The sequence below is a fragment of the Microbispora sp. NPDC004025 genome (genome assembly GCF_053604425.1).
The window spans coordinates 147,157-170,271 of record NZ_JBSGHN010000005.1 but is presented as its reverse complement, the minus strand read 5'-3'; the positions used below and the strand labels follow the sequence as shown (position 1 = coordinate 170,271).

The window sequence follows — 23,115 nt, the reverse complement described above, 5'->3', positions numbered from 1 at the left end:
GGGAGGCGCCCGTCGGAAGGCGCCGTACGGGAAGGCGGGACGCATGTCCGAGATGGCCCAGGGGGCTGCCGGTCGAGACGGACGACGAGAGGGCCGGGATCGGAGAGCCGCGACACGGGCACGCGTGGCGGTGACGGCGGTGTTCGCCGTGAACGGCGCCCTGATCGCCGCGTTCGCGGTCCGTACGCCCTCTTTGAAGATTGATCATGATCTGACCGAGGGACTGCTCGGCCTCCTGAACGCCCTGTTCGCCGTGGCGGCGCTCGCCGCCACGCGGGTCGCCGGGCGACTCGCGGCGCGGATCGGCAGCGCCTGGGTCGTGCGGATCGCCGCGGTCGCCCTTCCCCTCGCCCTGGCCGGGGTGGGCCTCGCCGGCGGGCACGTCCACCTGGCCGCGGCCATGCTCCTCGTCGGCGCCGCGAACGGGCTGCTCGACACGGGAATGAACGCGCAGGCGGTGATGGTCGAACGGGCGGCGCACCGTCCCATCATGAACGGCTGCCACGCGGCATGGAGCATCGGCTCCGTGGCGGGTTCGCTCACCGGCGGGGCCGCGGCGCAGGCGGGCATGTCCCTCACCACGCACTACCTGATCCTGGGGTCGGTCGTGACGGCCGTCGCCCTGGTGGCGGGCAGATGGCTGCCGGCCGAGAGACCCACCGAGAGACCCACCGAGAGACCCACCGAGAGACCCACCGAGGAACCCTGCCCGGAGCACCAGTCCGCGCGTACGGACGACGCGGCCGGACGGCGAGGACGGCGGGCGGGCTGGACGCGCCGCGTCCTGCTCCTCGGCGCGATGGGCGCGGCGGTGCTGGCCTGTGAGGGAGCCGTCATCACCTGGAGCGGGGTCCTCCTGCACGACGATCGGGGCGCCTCACTCGGCGTGGCCTCGCTGGGTCTCGTCGCCTTCACCGCCTGCCAGACTGCGGGACGGCTCGTGGGCGACCGGCTGTCCGCGAGATATCCGGCACGCGTCCTGGTCCGGGGCGGGACCGCGCTGGCGGCCATCGGTCTGACGGCGGCGGTCGTGGCCCCCACGCCGGTCCTCGCGGTCGCCGGGTTCGCCCTCACCGGTCTCGGGCTGGCCTCGCCGCTGCCGCTGATCTTCAGCGCGGCCGGGCACGCGGGCGCGGAGGAGGGCGCCACGGGAGCGACGGCGGCGGTCGCCCGGCTCACCACGATGACGTACTCCGCCATGCTGCTCGCTCCGGCGCTGGTCGGCCGTGTCGCACAGGCGATCGGACTGACCTGGACGCTGGCACTGCTGGTGCCGCTGCTGGTGACCGCGGCCTGGAAGGCTCCGGCGGCGATGCGCATCCCGCCCCGGCCCGATGCCCCGGCCGTTCCCGCCGGCGCTCCGGGCGCGTCCGGCTGACGGCGCGTCCGGCCGACGCGGGCGGCAGGGGGCGGCAGGGGGCGTGGTCAGCCGCGATCGGCGGCTTGGACGGTGTGGCGCAGCAGCAGGGCCGTCGTCACCGGGCCCACCCCGCCGGGCACGGGCGTGAGCGCCCCTGCCTTGTCCGCGACCGCGACGGCGTCGACGTCGCCGACCAGGCCGCCGTCCTCGGTGGGGTTGGTGCCGACGTCCACGACGATCGCCCCGGCCCGCACGTGCTCGGCCGTGATCAGCCCGGCGCGGCCGGCCGCGGCCACGACCACGTCGGCGACGGCGGTGACCGCGGCCAGGTCGCGCGTGCGGGAGTGGCAGACCGTCACGGTGGCGTTCCGGTCCAGCAGGAGGTGGGCGGCGGGCTTGCCGACCACCGTGGACCGGCCGACCACGGCGACGTGCAGGCCGGCCAGGTCGACGCCGTGGTGGTCGAGGATCGCCACGACCGCCTCGGCGGTCGCCGGAGCGAACGCGGGCAGGCCCGAGGCCAGGCGGCCCAGCGACAGCGGGTTGGCGCCGTCGACGTCCTTCTCGACCGCGATCGCGCCGGCCAGGTCCTCCAGCTTCGCTCCTCGTGGCAGCGGAGTCTGGAGGATGACGCCGTGCACGGTGTCGTCGGCGCTCAGCTCCGCCAGCCGGTCGCGGATCCGGCCGGGGTCGGCCTCCGCGCCGAGGTCGACGATGTCGCAGGCGATGCCGGCCTTCTCGGCGGCACGCGCGATCGAGCGGACGTACCAGGCGCTGGACTCGTCCGCGGTCGCCACGACGACCGCGAGCTTCGGCGGCCTGCCGGCCGCGGCGAGCGCGGCGGCCCGCTCGGCGGCCTCGGTCCGGACGGACGCGGCGAGCTCCTTGCCGGAGAGCACCCGGGCGCTCATCCGGCGATCTCCGCACGGACGGCGGCGGTGACCCGTTCGGCCCGCGCGGCCACGTCGTCCACACCGGCCGCCACGGCGGTCAGTTCGGCGCGGGCCCGCTCGTCCTTGATCCCGCCGAGGTTGATCTCGATGTTCACCCGGGCGGTGGTCGCCGCGGCCCGCGCGGCCTCGGTGGCGGCGGCGATGTCGGAGACGACGTTCCGGTTGCCGACGGGCAGCAGTTCCTCGGCGATGCCGACGGCCCTGCCCGCGACGCCGACGACCTCGGCCGGGACCCTGCCCGCCCCCACCAGCGCGTCGGCGATGGCGGCCGACCGGGCGGCCTTCGCCTCCTCGGTGTCCTTGGGCAGCTTGTACGCCTCGGTGACCGCCGTGAACGCCGTCTCGTCGTCCTCGGCGAGGCGCAGCGCGCTCGACCGCAGTTCGTCGGTCTCGCCGATGATCCGTTCGATCAGGGACGCGTGCCCGGCGTACTTCTCACCGGTGCTGTATCGCGCGACCATGCCCAGCAGCGCGGCGGCCTGGGCGGCCTGCAGGGCCGCGACGGCGCCTCCGCCCGGGGCGGGCACCCGGTCGGCGAGCCGGGAGAGGAAGTCAATGATCTTCTCGTCGCGCATCGCGCCCGTCCTCCGGTGGTGACTGCACGGCCGTGAAAATCCTCCCACGTCCCGCCCGTCGCGCCTGCGCCGCCTTCCCCGTGTCCTTCGCCTCGTGTCTTCTTTGTCAGCGGGACGGGCGGGCCGGCTCGGCCGGAGGCCGTACGGGCTTGGGCGGGACCTCGGCGCGCCGGGCGGGCCCCGCCGGGGCCTGGCCGAGCAGGGTGCCGCCGAGGGCGAGGACCATGCCGAGCAACTGCACCGGGCTGAGAGCCTGACCGAGCGCGGCCCAGCCGATGACGGCGGCGGAGACCGGACTCAGCAGCGCGAGGAAGGCGACGGAGGTCGCGGGCAGCCGGGAGATCCCGCGGAACCAGATCCAGTAGCCGAGGGCGGTGCCGACGATGCCCAGATAGGCGTAGCCGAGCAGGTTCTCGCCGCTGAGCGCGGGCGGCGCGCCCTCGACGAGCAGGGCGACCGGGACGAGCAGCAGCCCGCCGGCGGTGAGCTGCCATCCGGTGAGGGCGAGCGCGCCGACGCCCTCGGGACGGCCCCAGCGCTTGGTCAGCACGGTCCCGGCCGACATGGACGCCGCCCCCACGAGCCCGGCGAGCACGCCGACCATGTCCAGTCGCGCCTCGGCACGCAGGACGACCAGTCCGACCCCGAGCAGCCCGACGAGCCCGGCGAGCACCTTGCGCGCGGTCGGACGCTCGGCGAGCAGCAGGGCGGCGAAGGCGAGCGCGAACAACGGGCCGACGGCGCCCAGCACGGCCGCGACACCGCCCGGCAGCCGGTACGCCGCCAGGAACAGCAACGGGAAGAACGCCCCGATGTTCAGCGCGCCGAGCACCGCCGCCCGCCAGACCCACACTCCTCTCGGCAGCACGCGGGTGACGGCGAGCAGCGCGAGCCCGGCCGGCAACGCCCTGGTCAGGGCGGTGAAAAGGGGGCGGTCGGGCGGGAGGAACTCGGTCGTCACGGCGTAGGTCGAACCCCAGACCAGTGGGGTGAGCGCGGTGAGGGCGAGCGTGCCCACGGCCGGCAGGGAACCATGGTTGGCGATTCTCACGGTTGCTCCTCGTTGATAATCTCAGCATTGAGATAACAGCACGCCGAACAGTTAAACGTCAAATAAACGAACGCTGAGAGACGTCGAGGGAGCCTGCATGGGCGACGCCGTGGACATGCTGCTGGACCAGTGGCGGCGGGAACGGCCGGACGTGGACCCCTGGCCGATGGGCGTGGTCGGGCGCGTCTCCAGGCTGGCGCGGCTGCTGGACCGGGAGCTGAAGGAGTTCTTCTCGTCGTACGGCCTGGAGACGTGGGAGTTCGACGTGCTCGCGACGCTGCGCCGGGCGGGCCCGCCGTACGAGCTGACGGCGGGAGCCCTGAACAGGGCGGCGATGGTGACCTCCGGCGCGATCACGAACCGCATCGACCGCATGGCCGCCCGAGGGCTGGTCGAACGGATCCCGGACGCCGGCGACCGGCGGTCCGTCCGCGTACGGCTCACCCCCAGCGGCCTCGCACTTGTGGACGAGGTGCTGGAGCCGCACGTCGCGAACGAGGCGCGCCTGCTGGCGCCGCTGGACCCCCGGGAGCGGGATCACCTGGCCGGTGCCCTGCGCACCCTCCTCGCCTCCCTCGGCGACACCACCCTCGGCTAGCTTCGTGTCGCTTGTTCATTGTCGGTGGTTGCCGGAGGATGGAGAGGGTACGATCGCGGACCACAGATAGGGCCAGCCGTTCCCAGCAGCCGGGATCTCCGCACCGGCTCGCGACCAGTGCGCCTGCCACCACGTCGCCAGCCACAGCAAGGGCTCCGCCGGACCGGCAAGGTGATCTACTCTGGGCCTCACTGTGATCCTGCGGCTCTCCCGCTCCTCGTATCGTTCGAGAAATCACCTACCTCCGCCGCCGGTGGAGTGCGGGTATTTGCCGAACGCCGGCGCTGACACCCAGCATGGCGTCGTTCACGCGGCCACCCTTCAGACGCCGTCACGAGTCCTCAACGGGGATGAGCTGTTGATACTTCAACTCGTAGAGATGGCCGCCCTTGATGAGGATGGATGCCTCGACCGGACGCGCTTCGTGGGAGTAGACGACGCGGAACTGCCGGATCACCGGGATGCCCTCGGGAAGTTGCAGAAGTTCCGCCTCTTCTGTGGTGGGCGGCCGTACGGAGACGCTGTCAGTGAACTCGCGCTCCGGGTAGCCGAGTTCGGCGAGCACGGCCGGTGCGCCCCCTCGGATGCGACCGCGACGACTGAGTGCGGTCCCGGCGACCAGGCTGTGCGGGTAGTACGACCAGGACACCTCGACGGGTTCCTCGTCGCGCAGCATCAATCGGTGTCGCAGTACGGCCCGCTCTTCGCCCAGTTCGGCCGCCACGGGCTTGGGGACGTCGACCTCTGCGACGTCGAGCAGCCGGTAGGTGACACCGCGCTCGGTCGGATCGAAGTAGGCGGCGGTTCGGACGACGAACGGGCGCCGGTCGCGGACGAACACGCCTTTGCCGGCCTGACCGTAAGCGAACCCCTCGGCTTGCAGGAGCTTGGTCGCGTTGTGCGCGGTGGCCGCAGCGGTGCCGTACGTCTCTGCCAGTTCCGCCGTAGAGGGGAGTTTCTGGCCCGGCTCAAGTGCTCCCGACATGATCTTCGCCCGAAGATCGGCGGCAATCTTCAGTTGCGGGGGTCGCTCGTCCGGCTTTCGCGCCACGGCCCGGTTCCTCTCTGATCACAAGGTTGTCTCATACCGCAGGTAGCGGCCCTGCGGGTTCATCTTCATGACGCTGACCTCGATCGGCTTGCCGTTGTCCGCTCGGAGTGTGCGGGTCAGCACCAGGACCCAGCCGTGCTCGTCGAGGCCGAGGGCCTGCCGCTCGTCCGCTGACGCCGGCCGGGCACGGACGTCCTCCTGTGCGTACCGAGGCTCGTAGCCGAGCGCGGCAAGGAGCGCGACGGCACCGCCGACGATCTTGCGTGGCTCGGCGAGCCGGGTTCCCCGGGCAATCGCCGCTGGGTAATAGGAATCCGCGAGCTCTACGGGCTGATCGTCCAGGAGCACGATCCGGCGCCGAACGACCACCTGCTCGCCAGGCGTGAGCTGAAACCGCTCCGCGACATCCGGCGGTGCCGACAGTTCTCCCACCTCTCCGAGCCGATGCGTCCCCGTGTGGCCATGCTCTGCTGCCTCCGTCGCCCATGCGTCCGCCTGCCCCGCCCTATGCGGCTGGATGTACGGAGTGGAGACGCTCGTCCACTTCTGCTCCGTCACGCTGACCTCCTACGGTCCGGCGGATCACCCACTTTTCCACCTTACGCATGGGGCAGTAAGGCGTTCGACGGAAGGTCTTCTACGCGAAGAGTACGCCAATGCTTTCTGCCTTCCATGTATGGCAGTAAGGTTGGCTGCAGTGGACGCCGAGAGACAAAGGCCACCGATAGGAGCTTCGCCATGGAGACTCACCACACGCGGTTCGTTCAGGCCGGGCTCAACACGCACACGTTTCCGGCCCTAACGGTTCCCGAAGAAGCTCCGGTCATGGACCGTCTCGTCGCGGAGGCGCGCCGGGAGTTCCCGGACTGGTGTTTCGCCCGTAGGGGTGATGGGTGGGTGGCGAGGTCCTCCCGTGTTGAGCTGTCGGCAGCGACTCTGGCCGAGCTTCGCCACAACGTGCAGGTGGTGAGCCGTTGGCGCGTGTGGCGTTCGGACGTCGGGCGATGGTGGGCAACGCGCGAGCGGCCGTTCGGCATCGCAGCTGAGAAGGCCGGCGCTTACCGGACCGTGGACGCGGACGACCTGGACGAGCTCTGCCGCGTGATCGCCGAGCAGGAGAGCATGGCCGACCTGGCCGCCCGGTCGTGAGCACTGCGATTTCCGGGACCACGCTCGAACAGCGGCGGGACGAGGCGGTGCGCCAGGTCCTGCGACTGCGGCCCCTGACGGAGATACGGCAGGCGCTCCGGTTGGGTAACGCCGACCTGGAGGCGGTCGCCCTACGGGTGCGGGTGGTCTACCCCTGGATCGCGGCCATCGTGTTCGGTCTCGAGGAGGACGACGACGTGGGGCTGTGCCCCGGGGTCGCGCCGCATCCCGCCGTTCCCCGGCCGGACCATGCCAAGCTGCTCTGGTGTGCCGACTCGCCGGGCCGTGGGCGGGTCCTGACGCACACATGCGCCTGCCGTATGACTTGGTTCGAGCTGCTGTTGTACGGCGGGACCTACCGCATTCGCCGTAATACCGTGCCGCGACCCGACGTGCCCGCCGTCTCGTATGCGGGCGGGTGGCGACGGGCCGAAGCCGACGACTGGTGGCGTCGGCTCATCGCGGGTCACACCGGTTGAGCGAGGCCGGGTCGGTGGTCAGGGCGCGTACGCGGGCGGCGTCCTCGTGGGGGAGCGAGGCCGCGGTGAGCGCCCGGCGGGAGTCCATCGGGCGGTAGGCCGTACGGGACAGGCCCGTCCAGGTGAACGGGGAACCCGCCGGCCTCCGGGAGGACGTGCAGGCGGCGGTGATGCGGCGGGCGGCGCGATCGGTCCAGGGCAGGCCGCACCAGTCGTAGAGGTCGCGGAACCCGTCGAGGGGCGCGGCGCACAGGTCCTCGTAACGCACGACCCTGACGCCGGCCGCCCGCCGGGCCACCGTGTCGGTGATCCGCCACGCGACCCGCCACAACACGGCCGCCGCGGTGATCACGTCCCGCTCTCCGGCGAAGGGCCGGAGATCGGCCACGTACGGGTGGTCACGCACCAAAAGGGGCTGGCCGAGCAGTTCGCGCACGTCCACCCGCCAGCCGAGCCGCTGCCAGCTCCCGGCGAACGACACGGGGTCACGGACCACGACGACCACGCGGCAGCCGAGACGGCCGGCGAACCACTCGGCCGACAGGAGCGCGAAGGGGTCGTCCAGCAGCGCCCTCCTGGCCAGCAGGCGGCCGAGGGTGAAGGCCGTGCCGTACCTGGCCATCCGCGCGAGGTCGCCGGGGCCGTGGTTGCGGCGGACCTCGGCCGCCCAGTCGTAGCGCAGCGCGACCGTACGGGAGAAGGCCGCCAGCCAGGGCGTCTCGTCGTCCGGGCAGATGTACTGGAAGCGGTGCGTCACGGACGCGTCGAGCACGCCGGGGGAGCGGCCGGGCGGGCGCTGCGGGTTCAGCGGCTCGTTGACGTAGACCAGCCGCCCGCTCGCCGTGAGCATCCGGCCGACCCAGCTCGTGCCGCTGCGCGGCAGACCCGTGACCAGCACGGGCGGCCCGGCGGCCGTCACCCGGTCCCGCTCGGGCCACCGGCCGGGTGCCGGTGTCACGACGCCGCCCTCATCCGGGCGGCCGCCGCCGGGGCGGGGCGGCGCAGGCCCAAGGGGAGCAGGCCGTACCGGCGGTGGACCTGGACGGCGGGCAGCAGGTTCTTCACGAGCACGCCGCCCGACCAGCCCAGCGCCGCGCCCAGCGCGCCGTACGCGGGGACGAGCAGCACGTCGAGGGCGATCGTCACCGCGACGGCCGCGGTCACATTGGCCAGGCTGGCGGCCGTACGCCCGCCCGCGACGAGCACGACGTCGACCATGCCGCAGGCGGTCGCGACCATCATCGTGGCCGACAGGACGAGGGCGATCGCGCCGCCTCCGGCGTAGGCGGGCCCGAACAGCGGCAGCAGCCACGGCGCGAGCGCCGCGTATCCCAGCCAGAGCGGCCAGGTCAGCACGACCAGCCACCTGGTGGTGGTGCGATACAGCGCGCGGGCGCCGTCCAGGTCGCCCTCGGCGAGGGCCCTCACCAGCCGCGCCTGCGCGGCCTGGGCGAGCCCTTGACCGGCGAGCTGTCCGAGCACCTTGAACCGGGTCGCCGCGGTGTAGACGGCCGCCGCGGCGGGCCCCGCGAGCAGCGCGACGATCACCACGTCGAGCCGCTGGAACACCGACTGCAGGGCCGCGGCGGCGGACCGCGGCGCGGTGTGCCGCCAGAAGGCCCCGACCTCTCCCACCTCGTACGGCCCGAGCCCCCGCAGACGTACGGCGGCCAGCACCGCGCCCACCAGGCAGGGAAGCGCCCAGGCCGCGGCCAGCACCGGCGGCGGCGTCGCGCAGAGCACGGCGGCGGTGACGAGCGCGAGCTGCCCGAGCGGCTGGAGGGCGCCGGAGAGCAGCAGCGTCGGCCGCATGGTGCCGAGGCCGCGGGTGGCGCAGATCAGCACGTCCGACAGGGCGACGAACGGCAGGGCCGCGGCCAGCACCACCCAGACGCCGCCGGGCACGCCGGTCAGCCCGGCGAGCGGCCCGGCCGCCACGGCGACCCCGGCCCCGGTCACGGACGCGAGCGCGGCCACCGGCGCGAGGACCCCGCGGACTAGCCGCCGGTCCGCGTCCGGGTCGCGGACGGGCCCGATGGGCCGGATGGGCCGGATGGGCCGGTTGCGGGCCAGGGCGTGGACCAGGCCGTTGCCGGCGTCGAGGCGCACGACGCCCGCCAGCATCAGGCACACCGATGTGGCCGTGAAGAACGCCCCGGCGGCCTGCGGGGACAGCGACCGCGTCACCACGAGCACGAGCGCGATCTGCCCGCCCGCGGCGGCGGCCGCCGAGACCAGACCGGCGACTCCATGCCGCAGCAGGCCCCTCCGCTCACGAGGGCCACCGTGCGGATCCTCGTGCCCGTCCGGATCCTCGTGCCCGTCCGGATCCTCGTGGTCGGGACGATTCCGCCCGGAGCCCGCGGACGGTCCGGTCAGCGCCGCCACGAGGGCACCGCCCCCAGCCACGGCACGAGCAGCGCGTCCCACGGCTCGAAGTGCTCGCGGAGCCGGCGGTGGACCGACGCGGGCATGGTCTGACGCGGCCTGGCGTTGTGCCGCTCGAACTCCACGTCCCCCAGCCGGGGCAGCCCGAGGAAGCCCAGCACCCGGTTGTACGCGGCGGCGGGGTCGCGGAACAGCAGTCCGCTGTCGAGCACGAGGATCCGGTCGCGCCCCACGAGCGGCTCCAGCCGGGCCAGTTGCTCGGCGTACCGTCCCCGGGAGAGGTACGCCTGATGCCGGTGCGCGTGACTGGCGTAGCCGGGGACGCTCCGGAGCCGTTCGACCTCACCGGCGAGGCGCTCCGGCTCCAGCGCGAGGGCGCGCTCGAAGCTCGGCTCGGTCTCGAACCCCCGCGCCAGCTCGTGCGCGTGCGCGGAGCAGGCCCGCTCGACCGGGTCCCGGACCAAGGCGATCAGCTTGACGCCGGGCAGGTCGGCCGCGATGCGGGCCCCCGCCAGGGGATGGAACAGGTAGTAGGGGGCCGACTCGAACGCCTGAGGAGCATGGCCGTGCCGGAATCCGAGCATCCGGGCCCCGGACGTCAGCGGGAAGTGGGCGCGATACCAGGGCAGGCCCCGCTCGTAGGCCATGTCGAAGTAGTGGACGCCCTTGCGCAGCACCGGCTTCATCACCAGCGGATGCCGGGACAGGGCGCGGTAGAGCGAGGTCGTTCCGCACCGCTGGGCCCCGACGATCAGGAACGACGGCAGCACCCTGCCGCCGCTGGTCAGTCGTCCGGCGGCGTACGAGACGGCGTGCGCCGAGTGCTTCAGCGGCGCCTTCACAGCAGGCACTCCTCATGATCGACGAGAGGGTTCAGCCAGTCGGCGGGCGGCCCGATCGGCTCGTGGCCGTCGCGGCGGTGCCGTTCGGCCAGGGCGACCAGGTAGTGGACCGCCGTACGGCGGGCCAGGGCCACCTCCACGCCGAACGGCTCCAGGAGCCCGCCCGCCTGGGCGAGACACGACCGGGCGGCGACCGCGGGCGGCATCCGGCGCAGCGCCCGGTGGAAGAAGTGGTGGAGGGCGTCGAAGCCGAGCGGCACGCCGACCGCGAAGCGTTCCCAGTCCCACACGAGCAGCCGCCCGTCCGCCCCCGCGGCGACGTTCCAGGGGGTGAAGTCCCCGTGCCAGGCCGCCTCCCCGTGCCGACTCCCGTGCCGATCCCCGGCCCACTCCTCGCCGTACGGACGGATCGCGGCGATCTCCTGTACGGCCGAGCCGAGCAGGCGGGCGGGCACGCGGCGGGAACCCACGCGGCGGGAGGGCACGGGCAGCGGCGACAGCATCAGCACCTCCAGGCCCCGCCACTCGCCGTGATACAGCACGTCGGGTGGCATGACGACCTTCAACGGCCGCCCGGCGAGCATGCGCAGCACCTCGCTCTCGTACCGCACCAGCCGTCTGGCCCGCGGCGAGTCGCCGATCTTCACGAACCCCGCGAGTCCCGACTCGTCGTACGCCTCCAGGATGGGCTTGCGGTTGGCGCGGCGGGCGGGCCTGACGTGGACGACCACGCGCACACGGCGGCCGAGGACGTCGCTCAGGTGCGTCTCGATCGTGTCGGTCCCGGCGTGGACGGGCAGGCCGCGCCCCAGCGCGGCGTGCCACCACGTGCGCGGGACGACCCGCCGGGGGACGAGGCGGTGCGGCAGCACGCTGCGGGCGCCCGGACAGGAGTCGTGTCCGGGAAACAGCAGGTCCACGACCTGGTCCAGGTAGCGGAGACGGTCGGCGGCGTCCCTCATCGGGCCTCCCCGAGGTCCGTTGTGACGGCGGCGTTGCGCCAGAGCAGTGCGAAGGAGATCAGGAAGAGGGTCAGGGCGCTGATCAGCCCGTCGTAGACGACCATGTAGAGCAGCACGAGGATCATCACGAGCGTCCCGGCCTTGCCGATCGGCGACCGGTCCGCCCAGTAGCGCCGCACCGCGCCGGCGAAGAAGGCGGCGTACAGCAGGGCCCCCGCGAAGCCCTGGCTGATCAGCAGCAGCCACAGCTGCCCGTCGCTGCCGAGCGGCGGATGGCCGCACTCCACGCACCACGCGCTGCGGCCCGTCGTCACGGTCCGGTGACTGCCGTACGCGGTGCGCGTGTTGCCGTATCCGATCACCGGGGACGAGGTCGCGACCCGGACCGTGGTCGCGACCGTGAACGCGCGGATGCCGTTGCTGTGCGGGTTGTCCAGCCGCTGGGCGACGATGCCGCTCAACGGCGACAGCAGGAACGCCGCCGCGGCGACGGCCGCGGCCGCGCCCGCCCCGAGGGGGCGTCCGCCCCGGATCACGAGGTAGGCCGCCGAGACCCCGAGCCCGATCCACAGGCCCCGGTTGAGCGAGTAGACGACCGGGACGGCGGCGACGGCGAGCGCGAGCACGGCCGCCACGCGCCGGTACGGCCCGCCGTAGGCCCACCAGCCCACCACGAACCAGATCACCAGCACCGAGACGTCGCTGCCCCAGGCGTTGGCCCACTCGAACGGCGCCTCCGGACGCGGCGCGGCGTGCCCGAGCACGTGCTGCATCTGGGCGGCCGTCGGGTGGATCAGGTTGGCGACGAAGGGGTGGCCGCCGATCGACGACGGCAGCACCATCTCCATGGGCGAGGTGAACGCGAAGCCGGGCGCGAGCACGCCCAGCAGCCCGCCCGCGACGGCCGTCAGGAACAGCACGCCGAGCCACCTGACGAGGGTGCGCTGCGGCAGCTCGTCATGGGTGAGGTTGCCCAGGTAGAGCACCATGATCAGAAGTGAGACGTAGACGGCCAGCCGCATCAGGTAACCGATGACCCGGCCGGCGGCGAGCTCGCCGTACGTGCCGTCCGGCGTCTCGGCGAGCGCGAGCGCGCTGACGAGGTAGCCCGTGAGCAGCAGCGCCCACAGGCCGAAGCCCTTCGGCGCGCGGATCGGCCGCCTGCGCCACAGCACCACGGCCATGGGCGCGGCCAGCACCACCACCGACAGCCCGCCCAGGCCGAGCGCCCACCAGACCGGATAGCCGAGCAGGAGCGCGGCGATCGGCCACGCCGTCCGTGCGGGACGGCGACGGCGCCGCCGCCGGCGGGCGGGGAAGGGCTGGTCCGCGCCGGGCGGCCGGTCCTGCCACCCCGTCACGTACGCCGGAATCGGCGGACGCGGGTCGGCGACCATCGGCGCGGGACCGCTCGCGGTGCGGGGGCCGGGGGTTCTCACGCGCCCCACTCCGCGGTCTCGGGGACGGGCGCGACGAACCCCGGCGGTACGGCGACGGCGCCGAGCACGCGGGCTCCCTGCCGGGACAGTTGCCGTACGGCCCGGGCGACCTCGGGGGAGGTCGTCCGCCGCAGGCCGATCAGCAGCAGGGCGGCGTCGGGATGGGCGGAGCGGCCGGTCACGACCGTCACCGGCACGAGATGCGCCAGCGCCGAGCCGAGGCCCTTGGCGAGCGGCCTGGCGGTGCTCGTGACCCCGACGCCTTCGAGGAGCAGCCGATGCGGCCCGCCGCCCAGCGACGTGGCGACGGCGGCGGCCATCTCGTCGAGGATCCCGGAGTCCGGCCTGGCCGGAAGCTCGGCGAGCAGCGGCAGGCCGCACAACCTCTCGATGTCCGCACACGTGCGGACGCGGGTGTCCAGGCGGTCGCGGCCGAACGCGGCGCCCGCCCCGGCGAGGATGCCGAGGAACAGGCCGCTGCCGAGGTAGAGCGGGGGGCTGGGGTGAGCCGGTCGCGCGGGCGGCCTGGCGGGGCTGATGACCGTGCCCGGCGTCACCGCGACGGTCTTGAGCGCGTCGTAGCGCAGCGTGAGGTCCGACAGCTGCCGGGCGAGCATGGCCTGCCGCCGCGTCGTCCCCAGCCCGGCCGCGCCCCCTGCCGTCGTGGTCTGGGCCGTCGTGGTCTGGGCCGTGGCGGTCTGGGCGGCCGCGGTCCGGGCCGCGGCGGCCTCGTCGAGATCGTCCTCGACCTCGCGCAGCCGCGCGGCGACCAGCTTGAGCTGGGCGCCGATCGCGTCCTCGGCGGCGCGGGCGCGGTTGCGCAGGTACGCCTCCGCGTACGCCTGAGCCCCCGCCGCCGCGGCCTGGGGATCGGACGCGGAAAACGAAATGGAAAGAATGGCGGAATTGGGAGGAACGTCCACTGTGACGTGCTCCCGCAATTCCTCCGGATCCGGATTTTTCAGCGTTTCGGCGGCCCGGGCGGAGACGACCGCCGACCGGGCGACCTGTGATTCGGTGTCGAGATTGAGCGCCTCTCGCTGCCGCGCGTTCGGCACGTTGAGCTGTTCCTGCGCGCCGGTCGGCAGCACCTGCACCTGGGCGACCGCGGTGTAACGCTCGGGGGTCAGCGCGAGCGCCGCGGCTCCGCCGCCCACTCCCGTGAGCAGGCAGACGGCGGCGACCAGACGCCTGCGCCCGAGCACCGAACCGTACTCCGCCAGGCCGTGATCCACCCGGTGACGGCTGTGCGGCGGCAGGCTCATCGAACTCCCCGTGCCCTCGTTCGTCACGCGGCCGCGGCCTCGGTGCGGGGAGCTGTGGCCCCCGGGATGAGGGAGAAGCCGCCGGGCGCGTTCGTGGTCCCGGCGGCGGTCCGGCGGGATCCGGTCTCGAACTATAGGCGGCCGCGGAGTTTCGTCCCCGGCTATTGACGAATTCGCCTCAGGCGATGGCCGCTCAATTAGTCGATGAAAGTGGATATTTCCGTACTTGTGAGATGGGGAAACGGCTTCCGGAGCCACGGGAATTGATGGGATGGTGTTTGCCCATCCGTTCATTGCGAGGTCTGCCGAAAAAAGGGGGCGCGATGAGACTCATCGCCGGCGTGGCCGTACTGGTGGCGGGGGCGTGCGCGACGGCCTGCGCGGGCACCGCCACGAGCGGGCGGGTGCCGGGCGGCGCCGTGACGACGCCGGTCGCCTGCGCGGTCACCGACAAGCTCATACCGACGTGCGGGGCGTGGTGGGGGATCGCGCCCGACGTCTTCTCCGGACGCGGCCCGATGCGTGCGGTGGACATGGCCGAACGGCGCATGGGCCGCCGGGCCGACATCGTGCACGTCTACCACCGGGGCGGCGAGCTCTTCCCCACCGCCGAGGAGCGGGAGATCGCCAAGGGGCCCCGGCTGCTGCTGGTGAACTGGAAGCCGGCGCTCGACCACACCTGGGCCGAGGTCGCGCGCGGCGAGGTGGACGGGCGCGTCGACCGGCTCGCCGACCACATCCGGCGCAGCTTCCCCGGCCGGTTCTTCCTCACGATCCACCACGAACCGGAGAACGACGTACGCGAGGGCGGGGGATACACGGCCGCCGACTACGTCGCGATGTACCGCCACGTGGTGACGCGCCTGCGGCAGCGGGGCGTGCGCAACGCGGTGACCGTGATGACCTACATGGGCGCGCCCAACTGGGCCGTCAAGCCGTGGTTCGGCCGGCTCTACCCGGGTGACGACGTGGTCGACTGGGTGGCCTTCGACCCGTACGCCGACGACCGGGTGCGCGACTTCGCCGGGCTGGTCGACAAGACCCGGCCCGACGCGCCGGGCTGGCCCGGGTTCTACCGGTGGATGCAGGCCAGGTTTCCGGCGAAACCGATCATGGTCGCCGAGTGGGGCGTCTTCGAGCGGCGCGGAGCGCCGGGATTCAAGCGCGACTTCTTCGAGTCCGTCCAGCGCCAGATCGGGGACTACCCGCAGATCAAGGCGCTGGTCTACTTCGACTCGCCGCTCGCTCCCCGGGGCGACACCAGATTCGACACCACGCCGGGCGCGACCCGGGCGTTCGCACAGCTAGGCCGGTTGCCCCGCTTCACGTCGACGCCGGTGCCGCCCTCCTGAGGCCGGGAGGAGGCCTCAGCGCACCCAGCCGCCCGCGGTGACGAGGTTCAGCACGGCGCCGACCGCGCGCTCGACCGTCATGTCCGTCGTGTCGAGGACGAGGTCGGCGTCCTCCGGCTCCTCGTAGGGGTCGGAGATCCCGGTGAACTCCGGGATCAGCCCGGCGCGCGCCTTGGCGTACAGGCCCTTGCGGTCGCGGCGCTCGCACTCCTCCAGCGGCGTGGCCACGTGGACGAGCAGGAAGTCGCCGCCGACCTCCTCGACCATCGCGCGCACCTCGTCCCTGGTCGCGGCGTACGGCGCGATGGGCGCGCAGATCGCCAGGCCGCCGTGGCGGGCGACCTCGGCGGCCACGAAGCCGATCCTGCGGATGTTGAGGTCGCGGTCCTCCCGCGAGAAGGTGAGCCCCGCCGACAGCAGCCGCCGCACGACGTCGCCGTCCAGGTAGGTGATCGTGCGGCCGCCCCGCTCCAGCAGCGCGTCGCGCAGCCCCCGGGCGATCGTCGACTTGCCCGACCCGGACAGTCCGGTGAAGAACACCACGAGACCCCGCTTGTGCGGCGGCCCGGGGATCGTGACCGGCGCGGGGCCGGCGAGGTGCTCGGTGGCGCCGTAATTTCGCGCCACGTGCTCGCGGAGCTCGAGGTCGATCTCGGTGTCCTCGCGCGGCGCGAGCGGCACCGCGACCACCGTCGCCCCGGGGAGCCGCTCGGCCGCCTTGAGCGCGGCGCGCACCACGGCCGGGCCGCCCTCGCCGAAGACGAGGGGCATGAGGAGCACGGCCGCGTCCAGCTCCTCGGCGGTCGCCGCGACCTCGTCGAGCGCGGCGGAGTCGAGCGGTCCGCGCATCGTCACCGCGAGGACCTCGCCGTCGGGCAGGCCCTTGCGCACCTCCTCCGGCGTACGGCGCAGCCGGGCGAACGGGCCGTACACGGGGGCGTCGAGCGCCTCGACCGGTCCCGCGGCATGGTGGCCGTCCCGCTCCACGACGGTCAGCACCGCGACCGCCGCGCCCTCGGGGTCCTTGAGCGTCACCCGGTCGCCGGGCCCGAACTCGTCGGGAAGCGCGATGGTGATCGGGTCGGGCCAGGGCGCTCCGCCGGGCAGCCGCCCGCGGTCGACCACGCTCTCCACCTCGGCAGAGGTGAGGAAGCCGGTCAGCGGCGCGTACGCCCCGGACAGCAGCAGCTCCAGGTCGGCCAGCTCACGCGCGTCGGGCGTCCACTCGGTCATGGCATCCGTTTCCGCTCGATCGATCGGACCTCGATGGGATCGGATACGCACCCTACTGGCACCGGCAGGCATAGCGTGCCCGTGCCCGGGGCGTCTACAGGCAGACGTTGATCCGAGGAGGTGCTCGTGGACGCCGCAGAAGAGCGACGATTCCGCGAATTCGTGTCGGCCCGCGCGCCCGCGCTCATGCGGCTGGCCTATCTGCTGAACGGAGGGGACCAGCACTCCGCCGAGGACCTGCTGCAGACCGCCCTGGCCAAGGTCGTCACGCGATGGGGGCGGCTCGACGAGCCCGAGGCGTACGTGCGCCAGGTCATGTACCGCCAGCAGGTCAGCTGGTGGCGGCTGGCGCGGCGGCGACGGGAGACCAGCGTGGCCGACGTGCCGGAGCACCCGGCCGGCCGTGGAGACGCCGACGAGGCCGAGCTGAGGATCGTCCTGCGCCGCGCGCTCGCCCGGCTGACGCCCCGGCAGCGCGCCGTGCTCGTGCTGCGCTATTTGGAGGACCTGCCCGAGAACGAGGTGGCCCGCATCCTCGGCTGCTCCGTCGGGACCGTGCGCAGCACCGCGCACCGGTCCCTCGCCCGGCTGCGGGCGACCGCGCCGGAACTCACCGACCTGCGCCTGAGTGAGGTGATCTGATGACGCCCCGGATGCTGAAGCAGACGCTGGAGGAGTGGTCGCGGGAGGTCCACGTGCCCGCCGACCTCGCCGACCACGCGCTGCGCCGCCGGTCGCGGCTGCGCCTGACGAGATTCGCGGGGGCGGTCTCGTGCGCGGCGCTCGTGGCGGCCGTGGCCCTGCTGGTGCCGCTGGTCGTGGTTCCCCGGTTCGCACCGCCGGTGGACACCGGAGGCGCACCGGTGGTGGTGCCCGTCCAGCCGTACCGGGCGTCGTCCCCGGCGCGTGACGTGCTCGCCGACACGGGCGACTCGCCGCCGAAGAAGATGATCGCCGCGGGGCGGGTGGCCGTCTCCGCCTACTTCACGAGGCGGTGGCGCACTGATGCCGAGGGCAGGGTGTCCGACCGGACCTGGTACCTCCTCGACCCCGTGACGAGCCGGTACGAGAAGACGGAATGGGCCTACGTCGACGTCGCGCCCGGCCTGCGCTGGGCGGCGGTCCTGGAGAAGGACCTTCCCGCCGGCAGGATCGGGATCTTCGACATGGAGACGCGCCAGGTGCGGGCATGGGTGTCCGTGGATCATCCGGTGGGCGGCGTGTCCTGGTCGCCCGACGGCACCCGGCTCGTGGCCACCGCCTATGACGACCACCCCGACCTCGACCGCGACTCGACCCACTACGGGCGGCGGTGCCCGGCACGGGTCGCGGCGACGCCGGAGGATCCCCGGCAGTCGCGGTTCCAGACGGTCTCCACCAGCCGCACCGGGTTCTACGTCGTCGACGTGGCGACCGCGACGGCGGGGGACTTCCACGCCGTCGATCCCTGCTGGACCGACAACAGCAACGTCAGGCGCGACTTCGCGTGGAGCGGCGACGGCACGCTGATCCGCGAGCGCAGCCTCTCGGGGTGGCATGACGCCTTCCTTAACCTGGAGGGCAGGCCGCGCGACGCGCCCGACGGCTACGTGCCGAGCGAGTCGAAGGCGGGCGTGTCGCCCGACGGCACGCTGCTCGCGGGCCGGGACGGCATGCCGACCAAGGTCACGGAGTTGTCGACGGGCAAGATCGTGGGGCGTCAGCAGGTGCTCCAGCTGCTCGCCTGGGCGGACGACCGCCGCCTGGTCGCCCTGGGCTGCGCCGGCAGGTGCGGCAACGAGTTCGACAACGGCCTGGTGCTGGTGGACGTGAACGGCGGGAACGTCGTACCGCTGACGGCGAACCGGAAGAACAGCCGGCAGCCCGGGTCGTGGGAACCGGTCCTGACCCTGCGGTAGGGGCTCAGATGAGGCGGGCGAAGTGGTTCTGCGGACGGCGGATCACCATGGTGATCTCGTCCTCGGTGCCGTTGAGCCCGCCTCGCGAGAGCGCGGACACGGCCCGGCAGACCACCGAGACCAAGCCGCTGTGCGGTCCCCGCCGGGCCGGGCCGCTCACCGCCGAGTAGTCCTCGGCGATCATGAGCCCGCGCATGAGGCAGTACGCCTGGATGCCCTCCCGGGAGGCCAGCGGTTCGTAGACCGCCGGGAGCGGCCCCACGGACCCGGCCGGGGCGAGCGTGCGCCACAGCGTCCGCCGCAGCCAGCGGGGGGTCACCCGGTCGCAGAAGCCGTACGCCGACTTCCGGTCGCGCATCTTCAGCAGCAGCAGCCCGCCGGGGCGCAGCCCCGCGACGAGCCGGTCGAGCACGAGCTCGGCGTGGCGGATGCGTTCGAGGAGGAACGCCACGTAGACGACGTCGAAGGAGCGCGGCGGGATCGGCACCAGGCGCAGGTCGCCCAGGTAGGACGCCTCCAGGTCGCCGCGGTTGGCGGTGTGCGCCCGCAGGGGCGGCAGATCCTCGTCCACCCCCGTCATCCTCGGCTCGTACCGTCCCACGTCGAGGACGCCGCCCCGGCCGCACCCGGCGATGAGGATGTCGAGCCGCCGTCCGAGCTGGTCGGTCCACTGCTCGCGAATCCGCTGGCTGAACACGTCGTCCTGGTCCGCGGACGACAACCGAACCTCTGTCATACGACTGAGAGTAATCATTCGAGGACGGTGAGTTGCGTATTTGCCGCCACCCATCTCGTCCGGACCGAGCGGCCGAGCGGGACCAGCCGAGCGGCCGAGCGGAGCGAGGCGGGCGGACAGGGCGTAGCCTGGATAGCCGCGGCCCGGTTGGGAGCATCTCGTGGATCTTCGCTAAGGCGGGGATCGGCCGGATGACGGGGGCCGCGTCCGCACGCCGGCTGTCTTAGTCACGGGGCTTTTGAAGGCATCGATGTCTCTTTCCGGACTGCTCGACCTCGTTTCCGCCGAACCCAGGCTGGCCGCCGCGCTCGACGCGGCCGGGCAGTCCGCCGACCCCGGCGCCGAGTTGGTGGCGACGCCCGCGTTGCGGCCGTTCGCCGTGGCCGCGCTGTCCCGCGTACGGCCGGTGCTCGCCGTCACGGCGACCGGGCGCGAGGCGGAGGATCTGGCCGCCGCGCTCACCAGCCTGGTCGACGAGAACTCCGTGGCCGTCTTCCCCGCCTGGGAGACGCTGCCGCACGAGCGGCTGTCGCCGCGCAGCGACACGGTCGGCCAGCGGCTGGCCGTGCTGCGGCGGCTGGCGCACCCGATCGAGGGCGACCAGACCGCCGGTCCGCTGCGGATCGTGGTGGCCCCGGTCCGCTCGCTGCTGCAGCCGATCGTGGCCGGGCTCGGCGACCTCGCGCCCGTACGGCTGCACGCCGGCGACGAGGCCGAGCTCGACGACATCGTGGCCCGGCTGGTCGAGAACGGTTACCACCGGGTGGACATGGTGGAGAAGCGCGGCGAGGTGGCCGTGCGCGGCGGCCTGCTCGACGTGTTCCCGCCCACCGAGGAGCATCCGCTGCGGCTGGAGTTCTGGGGCGACACGATCGAGGAGATCCGCTGGTTCAAGGTGGCCGACCAGCGCTCGCTGGAGGTCGCCCAGGACGGCCTGTTCGCCGCGCCCTGCCGGGAGCTGCTGCTCACCGACGACGTACGGCGGCGCGCCCGCGAGCTGGGGGAGGAGCACCCGGCGCTGAAGGACGTGCTCGACCAGCTCGCCGAGGGGGTGCCGGTGGAGGGCATGGAGGCGTTCGCGCCCGTGCTCGCCGGGGCCATGGACCTGCTGCTCGATCACCTGCCGGTGCGGTCGGCCGTGTTCGTCTGCGACCCCGAGCGCATCCGCGGCCGGGCCGTCGAGCTGGTCCGTACGAGCCAGGAGTTCATGGAGGCGTCCTGGATCGCCGCCGCGGCGGGCGGCGAGGCGCCGATCGACCTGGAGGCGGCGGCCTTCCGCACGCTGGAGGAGGTGCGCGACCACGCCCGCGAGCTGGGCCAGCCGTGGTGGAGCATCGCGCCGTTCGGCGAGGGCGTGGAGCTGGACGCGCAGGACGTCGAGGCCTACCGGGGCGACACCCAGCGGGCGCTCGCCGACATCAAGGGCTGGCTGGGCGCGGGCAAGGCCGTCGTGCTGCTGAGCGAGGGGCACGGCCCGGCCGAGCGCATGGTCGAGCTGCTCAAGGGCGTGGACGTGGCGGCGCGGCTGGTGCCGTCCCTCGACGGCCCGCCGCCGAAGGACGTCGTGCAGGTCACGACGGGCCGCATCGACCACGGCTTCGTCACGCCGGACGTCGCCGTGGTGACCCACCTCGACCTGGTCGGGCAGAAGGCGTCCACCAAGGACATGCGCCGGCTGCCGTCGCGCCGCCGCAACATGGTCGACCCGCTCCAGCTCAAGGTCGGCGACCACGTCGTGCACGAGCAGCACGGCGTGGGCCGTTACGTCGAGATGGTCCAGCGCACGATCCAGGGCGCGACCCGTGAATACCTGGTGATCGAGTACGCCAAGGGCGACCGGCTCTACGTGCCGACCGACCAGCTCGACGAGGTCACGCGCTACGTCGGCGGCGAGGCGCCCACGCTCAACCGGATGGGCGGGGCCGACTGGGCCAAGGCCAAGACCCGGGCGAAGAAGGCGGTCAGGGAGATCGCGGGCGAGCTGATCCGGCTCTACTCGGCCCGGATGGCCTCTCCCGGCCACGCGTTCGGCGCCGACAGCCCCTGGCAGCGGGAGATGGAGGACGCCTTCCCGTACGCCGAGACGGGCGACCAGCTCGAAGCGATCGACGAGGTCAAGCGCGACATGGAGCGGCCCGTCCCGATGGACCGCCTGATCTGCGGCGACGTCGGGTACGGCAAGACCGAGATCGCGGTGCGGGCGGCGTTCAAGGCGGTGCAGGACGGCAAGCAGGTCGCCGTGCTCGTGCCGACGACGCTGCTGGTGCAGCAGCACCTGTCGACGTTCGGTGAGCGGTTCGCCGCCTTCCCGGTGACGGTGAAGCCGGTCTCCCGGTTCCAGACCGACAGCGAGGTCAAGGCGACCCTCGACGGCCTGCGTACGGGCGAGGTCGACGTGGTGATCGGCACGCACCGGCTGCTGTCGCCCGAGGTGAAGTTCAAGGACCTCGGCCTGATCATCGTGGACGAGGAGCAGCGGTTCGGCGTCGAGCACAAGGAGGCCATGAAGCACATGCGCACGCAGGTCGACGTGCTCGCCATGTCGGCCACGCCGATCCCGAGGACGCTGGAGATGGGCCTGACCGGCATCCGCGAGATGTCGACCATCCTCACCCCGCCGGAGGAGCGGCACCCGATCCTCACCTTCGTCGGGCCGTACGACGACAAGCAGATCGCGGCGGCGGTCCGGCGCGAGCTGATGCGCGACGGCCAGGTGTTCTTCGTCCACAACCGGGTCCGCACGATCGACAAGGTGGCCGCGCGGCTGCGCGAGCTGGTGCCGGAGGCGCGGATCGCGGTCGCCCACGGGCAGATGAACGAGACACAGCTCGAGAAGATCATGGTGGACTTCTGGGAGCGCAGCTTCGACGTGCTGGTCTCCACCACGATCGTCGAGTCCGGCCTGGACGTGCCCAACGCCAACACGCTCATCGTGGACCGCGCCGACAACTACGGCCTGTCGCAGCTCCACCAGTTGCGCGGCCGGGTCGGCCGGGGCCGCGAGCGCGGCTACGCCTACTTCCTCTACCCGCCAGAGTCGCCGCTGACCGAGACCGCGCACGAGCGGCTCGCCACGATCGCCCAGCACACCGAGATGGGCGCCGGCATGTACGTCGCGATGAAGGACCTGGAGATCCGCGGCGCCGGCAACATCCTCGGGGCCGAGCAGTCCGGCCACATCGCCGGCGTCGGCTTCGACCTGTACGTCCGGATGATGGCCGAGGCCGTGCAGGAGCAGAAGTCCAAGCTCGCGGGCGAGAGCAAGGTGGAGGAGCGGCCCGAGGTCAAGGTCGAGCTGCCGATCAACGCCCACGTGCCGCACGACTACGTCACCTCCGAGCGCCTGCGGCTGGAGGCGTACAAGCGGATCGCGGCGATCGGCTCGGAGGACGACATCGCGGCCGTCCGCGACGAGCTCACCGACCGGTACGGCAGGCCGCCCCAGGAGGTGGACAACCTGCTGGAGGTGGCGCGCTTCCGCATCAAGGCGCGGCGGGCCGGGCTGACGGACGTGACGCTGCAGGGCCAGCAGATCAGGTTCGCGCCCGTGGAGCTGAAGGACTCCCAGCAGGTGCGGCTGCAGCGGCTCTACCCGCGGTCGATCTGGAAGCAGGCGACGGGCATCCTGCTCGTGCCGGTGCCCAAGACGAAACCGATCGGCGGTCAGCCGCTTCGCGACCTCGACCTGCTGAAATGGTGCGGGGACCTGGTCGAGGCCCTGTTCCTGGAGCCGATGCGGGTACAGTGACCCGCGAAATTGTCAACATATGCGTGGCCGGTGTCG

At 72.9% G+C, this 23,115-nt stretch carries 21 protein-coding genes; 8 read left to right on the top strand and 13 right to left on the bottom strand.

The features are described 5' to 3' along the window. Positions 1-124: 124 nt before the first annotated feature. Complete coding sequence (locus ACWEQG_RS16125) at positions 125-1,378, top strand: MFS transporter (protein WP_452285367.1); 1,254 nt, start codon at positions 125-127, stop codon at positions 1,376-1,378. Between the two features lie 47 nt (positions 1,379-1,425). Here ACWEQG_RS16125 and ACWEQG_RS16120 read toward each other — a convergent pair whose 3' ends face one another. From ACWEQG_RS16120 to ACWEQG_RS16110, 3 genes are all read right to left on the bottom strand, one after another. Next, positions 1,426-2,271, bottom strand: a complete 846-nt coding sequence (locus ACWEQG_RS16120; protein WP_452285364.1) for a bifunctional 5,10-methylenetetrahydrofolate dehydrogenase/5,10-methenyltetrahydrofolate cyclohydrolase — start codon at positions 2,269-2,271, stop codon at positions 1,426-1,428. Then, a complete protein-coding gene (locus ACWEQG_RS16115; protein WP_363462330.1) occupies positions 2,268-2,888 on the bottom strand; it encodes a cyclodeaminase/cyclohydrolase family protein in 621 nt (206 codons plus the stop codon). The genes ACWEQG_RS16120 and ACWEQG_RS16115 overlap by 4 nt, the downstream gene beginning before the upstream one ends. A gap of 106 nt (positions 2,889-2,994) precedes the next feature. Further along, a complete protein-coding gene (locus ACWEQG_RS16110; RefSeq protein ID WP_452285362.1) occupies positions 2,995-3,939 on the bottom strand; it encodes an EamA family transporter in 945 nt (314 codons plus the stop codon). Positions 3,940-4,036: 97 nt separating this feature from the next. Between ACWEQG_RS16110 and ACWEQG_RS16105 the strand changes: the two genes are divergently transcribed. Continuing rightward, positions 4,037-4,537 carry a MarR family winged helix-turn-helix transcriptional regulator gene (locus tag ACWEQG_RS16105; protein ID WP_452285361.1) on the top strand — a complete coding sequence of 167 codons (501 nt, stop codon included), beginning with the start codon at positions 4,037-4,039 and terminating at the stop codon, positions 4,535-4,537. Positions 4,538-4,868: 331 nt separating this feature from the next. On the opposite strand, the gene ACWEQG_RS16100 is transcribed toward ACWEQG_RS16105, so the two are convergent. Both ACWEQG_RS16100 and ACWEQG_RS16095 read right to left on the bottom strand, forming a co-directional pair. After that, positions 4,869-5,588 (bottom strand): GntR family transcriptional regulator, encoded by a 720-nt coding sequence (locus ACWEQG_RS16100; protein ID WP_452285359.1) that lies wholly within the window; start codon positions 5,586-5,588, stop codon positions 4,869-4,871. 18 nt (positions 5,589-5,606) lie between these two features. Next, positions 5,607-6,146: a GntR family transcriptional regulator gene (locus ACWEQG_RS16095; protein WP_452285357.1), complete on the bottom strand. Its 540-nt coding sequence runs from the start codon at positions 6,144-6,146 to the stop codon at positions 5,607-5,609. A 180-nt stretch (positions 6,147-6,326) separates the two neighbouring features. Between ACWEQG_RS16095 and ACWEQG_RS16090 the strand changes: the two genes are divergently transcribed. Both ACWEQG_RS16090 and ACWEQG_RS16085 read left to right on the top strand, forming a co-directional pair. Further along, the gene (locus ACWEQG_RS16090) at positions 6,327-6,737 is read left to right on the top strand and encodes a hypothetical protein (protein ID WP_452285355.1); all 411 of its coding nucleotides are present in this window, start codon (positions 6,327-6,329) and stop codon (positions 6,735-6,737) included. After that, positions 6,734-7,216 (top strand): hypothetical protein, encoded by a 483-nt coding sequence (locus tag ACWEQG_RS16085; protein WP_452285353.1) that lies wholly within the window; start codon positions 6,734-6,736, stop codon positions 7,214-7,216. The genes ACWEQG_RS16090 and ACWEQG_RS16085 overlap by 4 nt, the downstream gene beginning before the upstream one ends. Here the strand turns inward: ACWEQG_RS16085 and ACWEQG_RS16080 are convergent. Genes ACWEQG_RS16080 through ACWEQG_RS16055 form a run of 6 tightly spaced genes read right to left on the bottom strand, consistent with a single transcriptional unit; the run spans position 7,194 to position 14,112 of the window. Next, positions 7,194-8,174, bottom strand: a complete 981-nt coding sequence (locus ACWEQG_RS16080; RefSeq protein WP_452285351.1) for a sulfotransferase — start codon at positions 8,172-8,174, stop codon at positions 7,194-7,196. The two genes, ACWEQG_RS16085 and ACWEQG_RS16080, sit on opposite strands and share 23 nt — an antisense overlap. Next, positions 8,171-9,604 (bottom strand): lipopolysaccharide biosynthesis protein, encoded by a 1,434-nt coding sequence (locus ACWEQG_RS16075; protein WP_452285349.1) that lies wholly within the window; start codon positions 9,602-9,604, stop codon positions 8,171-8,173. Before ACWEQG_RS16075 ends, ACWEQG_RS16080 begins: the two co-directional genes overlap by 4 nt. After that, positions 9,592-10,446 carry a sulfotransferase domain-containing protein gene (locus tag ACWEQG_RS16070; RefSeq protein WP_452285347.1) on the bottom strand — a complete coding sequence of 285 codons (855 nt, stop codon included), beginning with the start codon at positions 10,444-10,446 and terminating at the stop codon, positions 9,592-9,594. Before ACWEQG_RS16070 ends, ACWEQG_RS16075 begins: the two co-directional genes overlap by 13 nt. Next, positions 10,443-11,408, bottom strand: a complete 966-nt coding sequence (locus ACWEQG_RS16065) for a hypothetical protein (protein WP_452285345.1) — start codon at positions 11,406-11,408, stop codon at positions 10,443-10,445. The genes ACWEQG_RS16070 and ACWEQG_RS16065 overlap by 4 nt, the downstream gene beginning before the upstream one ends. Beyond that, complete coding sequence (locus ACWEQG_RS16060) at positions 11,405-12,847, bottom strand: hypothetical protein (RefSeq protein ID WP_452285343.1); 1,443 nt, start codon at positions 12,845-12,847, stop codon at positions 11,405-11,407. The genes ACWEQG_RS16065 and ACWEQG_RS16060 overlap by 4 nt, the downstream gene beginning before the upstream one ends. After that, positions 12,844-14,112 carry a YveK family protein gene (locus ACWEQG_RS16055; protein ID WP_452285341.1) on the bottom strand — a complete coding sequence of 423 codons (1,269 nt, stop codon included), beginning with the start codon at positions 14,110-14,112 and terminating at the stop codon, positions 12,844-12,846. The genes ACWEQG_RS16060 and ACWEQG_RS16055 overlap by 4 nt, the downstream gene beginning before the upstream one ends. A 323-nt stretch (positions 14,113-14,435) precedes the next feature. Between ACWEQG_RS16055 and ACWEQG_RS16050 the strand changes: the two genes are divergently transcribed. Beyond that, positions 14,436-15,464, top strand: coding sequence for a glycoside hydrolase family 26 protein (locus tag ACWEQG_RS16050; RefSeq protein WP_452285339.1), 1,029 nt, complete (start codon positions 14,436-14,438; stop codon positions 15,462-15,464). A gap of 15 nt (positions 15,465-15,479) precedes the next feature. Here ACWEQG_RS16050 and cysC read toward each other — a convergent pair whose 3' ends face one another. Next, on the bottom strand, positions 15,480-16,769 hold the full coding sequence (gene cysC / locus ACWEQG_RS16045; RefSeq protein WP_452285337.1) for an adenylyl-sulfate kinase: 1,290 nt from the start codon (positions 16,767-16,769) through the stop codon (positions 15,480-15,482). Between the two features lie 54 nt (positions 16,770-16,823). Between cysC and ACWEQG_RS16040 the strand changes: the two genes are divergently transcribed. Together ACWEQG_RS16040 and ACWEQG_RS16035 are read left to right on the top strand one after the other, a co-directional pair. Next, positions 16,824-17,339, top strand: a complete 516-nt coding sequence (locus ACWEQG_RS16040) for a SigE family RNA polymerase sigma factor (protein WP_452285335.1) — start codon at positions 16,824-16,826, stop codon at positions 17,337-17,339. Continuing rightward, entirely contained in the window at positions 17,339-18,595 is a 1,257-nt protein-coding gene (locus ACWEQG_RS16035; protein ID WP_452285333.1) for a hypothetical protein, read from the top strand. Before ACWEQG_RS16040 ends, ACWEQG_RS16035 begins: the two co-directional genes overlap by 1 nt. A 4-nt stretch (positions 18,596-18,599) precedes the next feature. Here ACWEQG_RS16035 and ACWEQG_RS16030 read toward each other — a convergent pair whose 3' ends face one another. After that, positions 18,600-19,331 carry a methyltransferase domain-containing protein gene (locus ACWEQG_RS16030; protein ID WP_452285331.1) on the bottom strand — a complete coding sequence of 244 codons (732 nt, stop codon included), beginning with the start codon at positions 19,329-19,331 and terminating at the stop codon, positions 18,600-18,602. Between the two features lie 250 nt (positions 19,332-19,581). Between ACWEQG_RS16030 and mfd the strand changes: the two genes are divergently transcribed. Continuing rightward, positions 19,582-23,079, top strand: coding sequence for a transcription-repair coupling factor (mfd, locus tag ACWEQG_RS16025; RefSeq protein WP_363462313.1), 3,498 nt, complete (start codon positions 19,582-19,584; stop codon positions 23,077-23,079). The last annotated feature ends 36 nt before the right edge of the window (positions 23,080-23,115 follow it).